Origin of the sequence: Vibrio sp. 2-Bac 85, from assembly GCF_037546705.1 — a bacterium.
GTDB lineage: Bacteria > Pseudomonadota > Gammaproteobacteria > Enterobacterales > Psychromonadaceae > Psychromonas.
In genome coordinates, this window is record NZ_JALAAB010000001.1 from 216,738 (window position 1) to 229,349 (window position 12,612).

General features: G+C 36.9%; 8 protein-coding genes. 6 read left to right on the forward strand and 2 right to left on the reverse strand.

What is annotated here, in order from left to right; all coding sequences use genetic code 11:
- The first annotated feature begins 189 nt into the window (after positions 1-189).
- The 5 genes from MT390_RS00980 to MT390_RS01000 all read left to right on the forward strand — a co-directional run bounded on the left by MT390_RS00980 (position 190) and on the right by MT390_RS01000 (position 5,985).
- Positions 190-1,194, forward strand: a complete 1,005-nt coding sequence (locus MT390_RS00980) for a substrate-binding domain-containing protein (RefSeq protein ID WP_499439089.1) — start codon at positions 190-192, stop codon at positions 1,192-1,194.
- Positions 1,195-1,907: 713 nt separating this feature from the next.
- Entirely contained in the window at positions 1,908-2,885 is a 978-nt protein-coding gene (mglB, locus tag MT390_RS00985) for a galactose/glucose ABC transporter substrate-binding protein MglB (protein ID WP_166368322.1), read from the forward strand.
- A 63-nt stretch (positions 2,886-2,948) separates the two neighbouring features.
- Positions 2,949-4,460, forward strand: a complete 1,512-nt coding sequence (gene mglA / locus MT390_RS00990; RefSeq protein ID WP_166368324.1) for a galactose/methyl galactoside ABC transporter ATP-binding protein MglA — start codon at positions 2,949-2,951, stop codon at positions 4,458-4,460.
- A 12-nt stretch (positions 4,461-4,472) separates the two neighbouring features.
- Positions 4,473-5,483, forward strand: a complete 1,011-nt coding sequence (gene mglC / locus MT390_RS00995; RefSeq protein WP_166368326.1) for a galactose/methyl galactoside ABC transporter permease MglC — start codon at positions 4,473-4,475, stop codon at positions 5,481-5,483.
- A gap of 46 nt (positions 5,484-5,529) precedes the next feature.
- A complete protein-coding gene (locus MT390_RS01000) occupies positions 5,530-5,985 on the forward strand; it encodes a hypothetical protein (protein ID WP_499439092.1) in 456 nt (151 codons plus the stop codon).
- Between the two features lie 73 nt (positions 5,986-6,058).
- Here MT390_RS01000 and MT390_RS01005 read toward each other — a convergent pair whose 3' ends face one another.
- Both MT390_RS01005 and MT390_RS01010 read right to left on the reverse strand, forming a co-directional pair.
- Positions 6,059-9,166, reverse strand: coding sequence for a beta-galactosidase (locus MT390_RS01005; protein WP_499439094.1), 3,108 nt, complete (start codon positions 9,164-9,166; stop codon positions 6,059-6,061).
- A gap of 408 nt (positions 9,167-9,574) precedes the next feature.
- Positions 9,575-10,003, reverse strand: a complete 429-nt coding sequence (locus MT390_RS01010) for a hypothetical protein (RefSeq protein ID WP_299662787.1) — start codon at positions 10,001-10,003, stop codon at positions 9,575-9,577.
- A 655-nt stretch (positions 10,004-10,658) separates the two neighbouring features.
- Between MT390_RS01010 and MT390_RS01015 the strand changes: the two genes are divergently transcribed.
- Complete coding sequence (locus tag MT390_RS01015; RefSeq protein WP_499439095.1) at positions 10,659-12,518, forward strand: CHASE domain-containing protein; 1,860 nt, start codon at positions 10,659-10,661, stop codon at positions 12,516-12,518.
- Positions 12,519-12,612 lie beyond the last annotated feature (94 nt).

Sequence of the window (12,612 nt, forward strand, 5' to 3'; positions counted from 1 at the left end):
TATAATTTCAGTGTATATATGACTTATCATGGTTATGTTGACGAATAAGAGCACGCTGAGTTTAAAGTTACATAGCCAAAGCTACATAAGTAAAATCATATAGTTAAAATTACATCGCTAAAACTACATAACTAAAATCACATAAGAATGGGTTAAAACCATTTAATATTTATTTTTATAAGGTAAGTAATGTCTACAATAAAAGACGTAGCTAAGGAAGCCGGCGTATCAATTGCCACCGTATCTCGAGTTGTAAACAAATCCTCTAAGACCAGTAAATCTGCCATTGAAGCCGTGACTCAAGCAATGCAGAAACTAGGCTACCGCCCGAATGAATCCGCAAGAGCTTTAGTGAGTCAAAAGACTAATACCATAGGTGTGTTAGTGGGCGATGTTTCTGATCCCTTTTTTGGTTTACTGATCAAAACAGTCGATAAAATCGCCCATGAGCATGGTAAACATACACTTATTGGAAATGGCTATCACCACCCAGAAAAAGAGCGTGATGCGATAGAGTTATTAATTAAAAATCGCTGTGACGCTTTAATTATTCATTCTAAAAGGTTATCAGATCAAGAGTTAATCGACTATGCACAAGAGATAAAGGGATTAGTTGTGATCAACCGTTATATCGAAGCAATCGCTGACCGATGTATCTCACTTGATAACTATACCGGTGCTTACCTCGCCACCGATTACTTGATTCAACAGGGTCATAAACAAATTGCTTGTATTGCATCGAACCATACTATTGAAGATGCTAAAGACAGAAAAAAAGGTTATTTAGCGGCTTTGAAAGATAACGGTATTAGCTTATCAAATGATTATATCGCTTATAACGATCCCGATGCCGATGGCGGCATGGCTGCGACAAAAAATTTATTAACATTGCCCATTAATATAACGGCCATTGTTGCCTATAACGATTACATGGCGGCGGGTGCACTAGCAGTGATTCATGACAAAGGTATCGCAATTCCGGAAGCACTGTCTATTATTGGCTTTGATGATGGTTTACTTGCTCACTACCTGTACCCAGCATTAACGACAGTGCATTACCCTATCGCACTAATGGCAGAAAAAGCGGCACTATTGGCACTAAAACTAGCCAATGGCCTCAATATTGAACCTGAGCACCTTCATTTTACCCCCTCTCTCGTGATCAGAAACTCAGTAACAAAGATCAAGGCTTAGCTTAATTCAGGATAAAAACTCTTTCAGGTACTGGCAACTTAATTAAAAAACATTTTAACCAGTCCCCTAACGGACTATTTTCAACTTCACTCTTATGTTTTTATTATCAAATTCGACAAACTAATAACCCGTCAACAATTTATTAACAATCAATAAAAATAGATATTATTATGCGAATCTAGAAATGTTTTAATTTGCTTTTTATTGTTTTGTTAAAAAGTGATCCAGCCCACTAGTAAAATACATAAAAATAGAGGCCTATAATTTGTTTTTACTTAAAACAATCCTATAGCTAACAAACTCAACCTGCCTTTTTTCAAATAAAAAATAAACTTCCCCCTTATTTAAGATCATCAAAAATAAAAAACTAACATTTAATAATCATTAACTTAAAAACAAAAATAAAATTTACAGAATAAATAAAATCAAAAAAACAAACTGATTTTTTCAATTTAGTTTCACCTCTCTATTCTATTTTTAAAATATCTAAATAAAAATATTTTAGCAAAAACGCTTTGTAATAAAGCGTAACAATCCTCATTAGCTCCCAAAAAAGGAAACAATGTAAACGCTTACATGCTTTTGCAGAGGTGGTCACATTTACTTTACATTTATTAATCTAGACTCGCTTCGGTGGTTAAAGAGTGTTCGAAATACTCTTACCATTTTTAGGTCTTAGGTAATTAATATTAATAATTGAGAAAGGATTTATCATGAAAAAATTAACTATGTTAGCAACTCTATGTGCTTCAATGACTTTTGGTCATGCAGCGATGGCGGATACAAAATTAGGTTTTACTGTCTACAAATACGATGACAACTTCATGTCTGTTGTACGCCAAGCAATTGAAAAAGAAGCAGAGAAAGATGCTGATATTGAATTATTAATGAATGATTCTCAAAATAGCCAATCTATGCAAAACGACCAAATTGATATTTTACTTTCACGTGGTGTCAAAGCACTTGCTGTTAACTTAGTTGACCCAGCAGCTGCACCAGTGATTATCAGAAAAGCGAAAGAAGATAACGTACCGATTGTATTTTATAACAAAGAACCTTCAGCTAAAGATCTAGCCTCTTACGATAAAGCCTACTTTGTTGGTACCGTTTCTAAAGATGCTGGCATCATTCAAGGTGAATTAATCGCGAAACAATGGGCTGAACACCCACAATGGGATCGTAACGGTGATGGCGTTATCCAGTTTGTATTATTAAAAGGTGAGCCAGGACACCCAGATGCAGAAGCGCGTTCTGAATATGTAGTAAGCACTTTAAATGATAAAGGTTACAAAACAGAGCAACTACATCTTGATACTGCTATGTGGGATACCGCAATGGCAAAAGACAAAATGGATGCATGGGTTTCTGGTCCAAATGGAAATAACATAGAAGTCGTTATCGCTAATAATGATGGCATGGCAATGGGAGCCGTTGAGTCACTAAAAGCAAATGGTAAAGCTGATTTACCTGTGTTTGGTGTGGATGCATTAAATGAAGCACTAGCAATGGTTAAGTCTGGCCAAATGGCAGGTACAGTACTAAACGATGCACCTAACCAAGCAAAAGCGACTTACGAATTAACACGTAACTTAGCTGAAGGCAAACCAGCTGCAGAAGGCACGGAATGGAATTTAGTGAATAAAGTAGTTCGAGTACCTTATGTGGGCGTAGATAAAAGTACAATGAAATAACCTTTGTTGACTGTGGTGGAAAAGTTAACTTTTCCACCATTTAATCCTACGGGAAGCACTATTATGACCACAAATATAGAAAATGAATTCCTCTTAGAAATGACAGGGATCAGCAAACAATTCCCCGGTGTGAAAGCACTCGATAAAGTGAATTTAAAAGTTCGTCCGCACTCTATCCATGCACTAATGGGTGAGAATGGAGCGGGTAAATCGACTTTATTAAAATGTCTCTTTGGCATTTATGAGAAGAATGAAGGAAAAATTGTTTTTCTTGGAAAAGAAATTAACTTTGAATCATCAAAACAAGCGCTAGAATCCGGCGTATCCATGGTTCATCAAGAGCTAAATCAAGTATTACAACGTTCGGTAATGGATAATATCTGGTTAGGTCGATACCCATTAAAAGGTTTCTTCGTTGATCATAATAAAATGTACACCGACACCAAGAAAATCTTTGAAGAATTAGATATTGATATCGACCCAAAAGTTAAAGTCGCGACATTATCTGTTTCTCAAATGCAAATGTTAGAAATTGCCAAAGCCTTTTCATATGACGCTAAAATAGTGATCATGGATGAGCCAACTTCTTCGCTCAGCGAAAAAGAAGTCAGACATTTATTCAAAATAATTAATAAGTTAAAAGATAGAGGATGCGGCATTGTTTATATTTCACACAAGATGGAAGAAATCTTTGAAATATGCGATGAAATAACCATTTTACGAGATGGTGTCTGGATTGAAACTCGTCCTTTAGCGGGCCTAGATATGGATCAGATCATTAATAAAATGGTTGGCCGTGACTTAACACATCGATTCCCAGAAAAAACCAACGTGGTTAAAGAAGTTATTTTAGAAGTAAAAGATCTCACTGCCACCAACCAACCTTCCATTAATCATGTCAATTTTAATCTACATAAAGGTGAAATATTAGGCGTTGCTGGATTAGTGGGTGCAAAACGAACCGATATAGTAGAAACCTTATTTGGTATCCGCGAACGTAGCTCAGGCGAAATCATTTTACATGGTAAATCCGTTGCTAATAAAGATGCGCATGCTGCAATTAATAATGGCTTTGCACTAGTAACAGAAGAGCGCCGAGCAACCGGAATTTATAGCAATTTAGACATAACATTTAACGCTTTGGTCGCGAATGTCGAGCAATATAAAACAAAAAGTGGTTTGCTCAGCAACAAAAAAATGAAAAGCGATACACAGTGGGTAATTGATTCAATGAGCGTTAAAACACCAACGCACGAAACTAATATTGGTTCACTTTCTGGTGGTAATCAGCAGAAAGTAATCATTGGCCGATGGTTATTAACTAACCCCGAAATTTTAATGCTAGATGAACCTACACGTGGGATTGATGTAGGCGCAAAGTTTGAAATTTACCAGTTGATACTCAGCCTCGCTAATAAAGACAAAGGCATCATGATAATTTCATCTGAAATGCCTGAACTATTGGGTATCACAGACAGAATATTGGTAATGAGTAATGGCCGCGTTGCTGGCATTGTGAATACCAAAGAAACCACTCAAAGTGAAATTTTAGCGCTCGCAGCACTCTATTTATAAAAGGATTTAACCATGGACACACTGAAGAAACTCGGCGGGATGCGATACCTCAAAGAAGGTGGTATCTACGCGGTTTTATTTATTTTGTTAGCAATTATTGTTATTCAAGAGCCCTCATTTTTAAGTTTACGAAACTTAAGTAATATTTTAACTCAATCTTCTGTACGTATTATTATTGCATTAGGTGTAGCAGGCTTAATCGTCACCCAGGGCACCGATTTATCAGCGGGTCGCCAAGTGGGTTTAGCGGCAGTATTATCGGCCACTTTATTACAGGCTGCGGACAACGTTAATAAAGTATTTCCAGACCTAGGTGATATTCCAATTGTTGCCGTAATTATTGCAGTTTGTGCGGTGGGCGCGTTAATTGGACTTATCAATGGTATTATTGTCGCCTATTTAAAGGTAACTCCCTTTATCGCAACCTTAGGCACCATGATCATCGTTTATGGTGTTAACTCTTTATACTTTGATACGGTAGGTGCATCACCGATTGCAGGTTTTGACGATCGTTTTTCTAACTTTGCGCAGGGCTTCATTCGCTTAGGTGACTTTAAACTCTCCTATTTAACCTTCTATGCCGCTATCGCTATTTTCATTGTCTGGATAATTTGGAATAAAACTGTTTTTGGTAAAAATATCTTTGCCATTGGTGGTAATCCAGAAGCTGCTAAAGTATCGGGCGTAAATGTGCCTGTTACATTACTTAAAATCTACGCATTATCAGGTATCTTTTATGCTTTTGGGGGCATGTTAGAAGCCGGTCGTATCGGTAGTGCAACTAATAACTTAGGCTTTATGTATGAGCTTGATGCAATTGCCGCCTGTGTTGTAGGTGGGGTTTCATTTGCAGGTGGTGTTGGTCGCGTACTTGGTGTGGTTACTGGTGTACTTATCTTTACCATTATCAACTACGGTATGACCTATATTGGTGTTAGTCCATATTGGCAATACATTATCAAAGGTAGCATCATCATCTTTGCGGTTGCCTTAGATTCAATGAAATATGCTAACCAAAAATAAAAATTAGCTTGGGTCTATTGACCTTATAAGGGCAAAGGAAATACCTTTGCCCTTAGCTATTTTAAAAGAAATCGTTACATATCTTTTAAAGGTAAAATTTTTCAGTCTTAATTTTTATTCTTATCCTCTCCAACTTCACCATTTTCACCTTTTACCCCAATGCCAACGAGTAAAATTACAGGCAGCCACCTCTTCGGCGGTGAATGCAGTAAAAAGCACCAAAGCGGGTTGTCAGGCTTCCGCTAAGGCCACACAAGAAAGCACGACGTCATTAGATTCAATGACAACAATTGTGGAAATAAACGCGCTTAATATGCAAATAGCAGCCGCAGTTGAGCAACAAAGTGTCACCAGCAATGAAATATCACACAATATGACTATGATTCAAAGTAGGGTTATAGGGCTTGCGAAAAATGATGCAGAAACGCTCAACAACAGCAATGAAATTAAAAATAACAAAACACAATTAGTGAAAGTAGTTGAGCATTTTAAAGTAAAATAAATAGCCTAGATCTGATGAAACCAAGCGGAAATGATAACGTTTGGTTTCATTTTTAAACTATTAAAAACTAATGCTAATTAAAGCACAGTGATAGTTGATAATGGTAATGTGCTTTATCTAGTAGAAACTCCTTATGCACACTTGGACTCCAAGAATCGTCGCCACCAACGCCCATATGAAAACCATCTAAACACACATAAAGTTTCTGTTCAGCCACCAGTTCATTTGTATGCTTAGCCGCCGCTAAATTTGCCTGGCTATGACGACTAACACTAAAGTGAAAATCACCAGCAATCAGTAAATTACCAATTGAAGCTTCTTTAACGTCGCAACGCAAACCATTTTCAGACGGGAATATATACCCTGTATGCATCGCTTCAATTGAACTTGCATAACGACCAATGTGCGCAGATAAAATACGATCAGGATAATTTTCCTGTGGGCCTCGGCCAAACCATTTAACTTCTTCATTGATATCTTCAACCACTAATTGCATCCCGATTCGCGGCAGAGGAGGCAATGATTTAGCGGCTTGCACATTGACATTAATTAATGCGCGACCTTGGTTATTGAAGGCATATTGCCACTGGCTAGTGATCAACAGGTTATTATTAAAATAATAACCAAATTGCACCTTCACAATAACCTCATGTACAAATGTAACCGCTTCTATTGCTATACACTGCACAGACAAATTTGTTAAACCTGCATTCTGCCAACGAGTAGTCCAAGCATTAGGATCAACACAGTTGGCTTCGCTAGTACCGATATCATTGTCTAATGGTGCTCGGTAAAAATTATCCGTCGGCCCATGTAATAGCTTATTAACACCATCAACGACCCATTTGCTAATCAAACCTTGTTGTTTATCTATTTCAACCTGAAATCCAATACCGTTAATCATAATCGTTTGGTCTGTTTCAACTAATTCAGGCGCTTTTCCTTTTTCGATAGCAATGTCTGTTAATCCTAGAGCCGCTTTTAATGGCATCTGTTCAGTGGCAACCACAAAACCTTTTTCAGCCCAGGCGGTATCATCACTTAACAACACCTCAATATTAAGAAAATAATCACAACCAGCTCGTTGCGGCGGATAAACATCAAGCAAAGTAAGCACTTGCTCACTTTCAGCCCTTACTTGAAGAGGTACATCGCCACTAGCAATCACTTCTCCGTCTTCAGTGATCGTCCAGTGTATGGTTTCATTATCAGTATCAATAAAAAGGTTTTCGCTGTTCACCTTAATACTGATTTTTTCACCATTTATTAACTCAAATTGATAAAACTGTTGCGCTTTCTTAACATCAAGTAAACCAGGGTGAGGTGTTCTATCGGGAAACATCAATCCATTAATACAAAATTGTCGATCATTAATTTGATCACCAAAATCACCGCCATAGGCCCAGAAGTCGACACCATTTGGATCTGTTTTGGTTAAACCTTGGTCTACCCAATCCCAGATGAATCCGCCCTGTAAACGTGGATACTCTCGAAATGCCTGCCAATATTTATCGAAGCTACCTAAACTATTACCCATCGCGTGGGCATATTCACAAAGAATCAACGGGCGTTGTTCATTAGGCAGTGATAACCATTTTTTAATGCTATGTTTAGGCACTACCTGTGCTGCATTAGGCAGCAATACATCTTCATCTACTCGTGCATACATGGGCACAATAATATCCGTAGCCGCAGTATTTGCTCCACCACCTTCATATTGCACAGGACGCGTTGGATCTTTCAGTTTAGTCCACTGATACATAGCATGATGGTTATGACCAATACCAGACTCATTACCTAATGACCAAATGATAATAGAGGGATGATTTTTATCTCTTTCAACCATACGTGTCATGCGACGCATATAAGCATTCAACCAACTCAAATCGTTAGACAAACGCGACATAGGAAACTGACCATGCGTTTCAATATTGGCCTCATCTACTACATATAAACCATACTGGTCACAGAGTTCATACCACATAGGGTGATTAGGGTAATGAGCGGTGCGCACCGCATTAAAATTATTTTGTTTTAATAACTTAATATCGAGCAACATATCTTGGTAAGAAACAGCGTGGCCTTTTTCAGGGTGATGCTCATGACGATTAACCCCACGTATTAACAACGCTTTACCATTTAATTTAAGCTGCCCTTGATCGATTTCAATCACTCTGAAGCCCACTTGATAAGCTTCAGAGTCAAGGACTTCACCATTCTCACTAAGCAAACATACAACCACACGATATAAGTATGGGGATTCAGCACTCCATTTGTGCGGGCACGGAACATTGATATGATGTTCAGCGAGGTTGTTAAAGCCTCCTTTTTCATCGATTATCCGTTCGCCAAAGTTAGCTACAATAGGCTCAGTAACTGCATTTAAGTCAGCATCAAAAAGCTGAGTTTGCACATAACAGTTTGCAGTTTGTGTATTTTTGAAGCTGCTTAACTGGGTTGATACATGTAGTGTGCCATGATTAAAACATGCATCTAAATCGGTTGTGATAGTCACATCTTGTATTGCTACAACGGGTTTACTGAGCAAACACACATCACGAAAAATACCGCTTAACCACCACATATCTTGGTCTTCTAAGTAAGAACCGTCAGACCAGCGCAACACCATTACCGTTAATTGATTATTACCTTCACGTAAATGTTCCGAAAGGTCGAACTCACTGGCTAAACGACTATCCTGTGAGTAACCCACCCAAATACCATTACACCAAAGATGAAAAGCCGAGTTTACACCATCAAAATTGATACGTTGCTGGCGCCCTACCCATGCTTTAGGTAGTTCAAAATTCACACGGTAAACTCCGGTTGGATTATCTGCAGGCACAAAAGGAGGTTTATCTTCAAAGGGATATTTAAGATTGGTATAAATGGGTTTATCGTACCCTTGTAATTGCCAATTACTAGGTACTGTAATTTCAGGCCAATGACTATCATCAAAGGCAACATCAATACAATCACTTGGCACTAATTCTGGCTGAGAGAATAATTGAAATGCCCATTGTCCGTTTAATAAATGCTGAAATTCAGAATCTTGTTTGTGACGAGCCGCTTCTGAAGAGTGAAATGCATGAAGAGGTGCATGGGCAGGCATTACATTTTGTGCTGTTACATGCTGGTTTTCCCAATCACGTGCTTTGATTATTTCCGAAAATGCTCTCATTTTATTCCTCTCTCAAATAGGCTCATTTGCTCAATGATAATAATTGCTGGATCTATCTTGCTGATTAAAATCACTTACTTTTCTGCGTAACATGTACAGCTGATAATCAATATAATCGACACAAACAATACATAATAAACATCAAAGGGAGCAGCTAAACAGCAATATAATTCTTAAATTGTACACTGCAAAATAAAAGTGTAAACGATTACAATTTTTCATCTAAGGGTTAATTTCAATTATTAGATCTAGCTTATGATTATATAGTGAAGGTTACACTTAGCACTTGAATTCAAGGTAGAGATAAGATGCTAAAAATAGTGAAAATGGAGGCATAAATGAGGACGTAAATGGAGACGAACGTGACTACAAAAATTGCAACGTACGTCATCAGGGTCACCCTATCATCTATTTTGCCAATGTCTGTTTGGCATTAAAAATAGGTAAAAAATGCACCATAAACAAAACCAAGATAGCCAAATAAACACAATACCCTTCAAAGCCAATAGTCTCATGATTACTTGCAAGCGAGCTTGTTAGCCAGGTACTAAAAAAAGGTAATACAAATATAAAAATAGGGACTGTCGTTTTTAAAATCCAACTTTGCAGCGGCGCTTTTGATAGACTTTCTCGTAGCTTTTGTACGCTAGTAATGACCAATAAAAACCAAGGAATAAAAAAGGCAGGTAATGCAAAGTCAGGATAAATAATCGCCACTGATTGCAAGATTTCATCACCTTTTACTAGCACCAACAAGATAAGAAAAAAAGCTATCCATGCACAGAGGGTCATTACATGATTAAAAACGGCATTTTTTTGAATATTTTCTTTTTCCAAAACTGACTTCCTAAAATAAACTGATTGATACTCGATTAATAAAGTGTGAGCTTATCTTGTTAAGGTATAGATACCACAAGATGCTTTAAATTTTGTTAGCAAACGCTTTAAAAAAATAAGTAATAACATTCATAACTTACAACCATTTCGACAAGTTAACCATTCCATCAACAATCCCTAGGTTTATGTATTTAAGTTACTGTATTTAGATTACTGTATTTATCCACTTACATATCATTTAGATATACTTGCCCCAACATACAAGTTTTAATTAAAAACACTTCTAAACCACAAAAAAATAAATTTAAACAACTATTAATCAAAAAAACAGTGTTTAATAACTCATTATAGGTGGTTATAATCGCACTATTAAACTAACATTCAAGCTCATAAGGTTAGGTACTAAAAGGCTGCTGAACTTTAAAGCTTTTAATCTACTATCAATAAAAGTAATTAAATTAAATATAAAAAATACAGCGTGCCATGCTTACAATAAAATTGTAAATAGTCGCAATTTCAATAATTAAATAATTTTTTTTAAGCAATAAACCAGCAACAATATTTTATTTTATTTCATCTCATGAAATAAGTATTACCTACTAAACAACTTAATTTAAATTTATCGCTATCAATAAAATCCCTCTGGAGACGATTAATGGACCATGCATTAGAAAAAAGCGAAAAAAGAAAAAAGCTCCTTCGCGCAGGTAAAATGCATGCGGTACATTGGTTGATTGTATTACTTTCGGTGATACTAACTTTTAGTGCCTGGTATTATTCGCAGTTTCAACAAGCACAAAAACTTGAGATTCAATTTAAACGTGAAGCAGAGAAAGTCGTTAATTCAGTAAAAGAGCGAATGACACTTTATGAGAATGTATTATGGGGCGGTGTTGCTTATATCGACGCTGTGAATTCAGATAATGTTATTAATCCAAGTGATGTGGCGCATTCAAGTATCACTCATCAACAATGGTCTGCCTATTCAAACAGCTTGAAAATAGATACTAATTATCCTGGCATCAATGGTTTTGGTATTATTTACAATGTACAACCTAAGCATTTCGATGAGTACTTACAAGCACAACGCATGCAAAGACCAGACTATAAAGTACACCCAACTCATGATAATCCTGAATATTGGCCGATCACCTATGTTGAGCCGGTTGAGACAAACAAACAAGCGGTTGGACTTGATGTTGCCTTTGAAGATAATCGTTACTCATCAATAAAAAAAGCAAGAGATTCTGGAAAGGCATTACTAACAGCACCGATCACTCTAGTGCAAGATGATAGGCAAACACCAGGTTTCCTTTTTTATACGCCATTTTACCAAAATGGGCTTAAACCTGACAATATAAAGCAACGCCGAGAATTGATTGCAGGTGTCACCTATGCTCCTTTTATTATGGAAAAACTAATGAAAGGAACACTGGCTGAAAAAAACCGCCATGTGAGTATTCAGATATGGGATGGAGAAAACCTATTATTTGATGATCATTCTAATGGCAACACCGCAGAAGCAGATCCTGATCCACTTTTTTCTAATAAAATCGATACATCCTTATATGGTCGTACTTGGACATTTTTAATCCAGTCAAATATTAGCTTTAGACAAGACACAAGCTTAAATCAGTCTTCAGTCATTCTAGTGGGCGGCTTAGTCATTGATGCCTTACTACTGATGTTATTTTTATTTTTAACCAAGGCTAACAGACAAGCATTAAAATATGCGGATCAAATGACAGCAGAGTTAAAAGATCAAACCAAACATTTAGAAAAATCGAATGGGGATTTAGCACAATCTATTGCAGACTTGGAAAAATCAAATAAGGATTTAGAAAAATCTAATAGTGACTTAGAGCAGTTTTCCTATGTTGCCTCACACGACCTTAAATCTCCTCTCAATGCCATCGAGCAATTAGCAAGCTGGATAGAAGAAGACTGTGAAGAGCTACTGCCCGATGACTCTAAAAAACATTTAGTTTTATTACGTCAGCGCAGTAAACGTATGCTTAAACTGCTCGATGATCTATTAACTTATTCTCGTCTAAATCTAGCTACCATTACCAATAATAAGGTCAATTTAGCTGAAAAAGCACAAGACATATTATCATTGCTGGAAACCAACGATAACTTTACTTGTATTGCACCGAATATTGATATCAATATTCCACAGGCCCCCTTTGAAATAGTATTAAGAAATTTAATTTCTAACTCGATAAAACATCACGACAAAGCAACCGGTCAGATCATCCTTTCTTATACTGAAAAAGATAATTTCCATGAAATATCGTTATACGATGATGGCCCAGGCATCCCCGAAGAGTTTCATAATAAAGCCATGGAGATGTTTCAAACTTTACAGTCACGAGATAAAGTAGAAGGAAGTGGCATGGGGCTTGCTATGATTAAACGCATTGTTGAACATTACCGTGGCAGGATGAATATTGTGTCTGATGGAAAGCGCGGTACCACCATAAATATTTTATGGCCGTTGAATGAAGAAACATAGAACAAGCCCAAACAATGACAAAAAATTGACAGCATTGCCAATATTTGTGACAAAATAAAAGCGCTTAGAAATAAAAATATCCATCAAAAAGGTT

Coding starts and splice junctions, on each gene's coding strand:
- MT390_RS00980 (WP_499439089.1), top strand. CDS start 190: ATGTCTACAATAAAAGACGTAGCTAAGGAAGCCGGCGTATCAATTGCC.
- mglB (WP_166368322.1), top strand. CDS start 1,908: ATGAAAAAATTAACTATGTTAGCAACTCTATGTGCTTCAATGACTTTT.
- mglA (WP_166368324.1), top strand. CDS start 2,949: ATGACCACAAATATAGAAAATGAATTCCTCTTAGAAATGACAGGGATC.
- mglC (WP_166368326.1), top strand. CDS start 4,473: ATGGACACACTGAAGAAACTCGGCGGGATGCGATACCTCAAAGAAGGT.
- MT390_RS01005 (WP_499439094.1), bottom strand. CDS start 9,166: ATGAGAGCATTTTCGGAAATAATCAAAGCACGTGATTGGGAAAACCAG.
- MT390_RS01015 (WP_499439095.1), top strand. CDS start 10,659: ATGGACCATGCATTAGAAAAAAGCGAAAAAAGAAAAAAGCTCCTTCGC.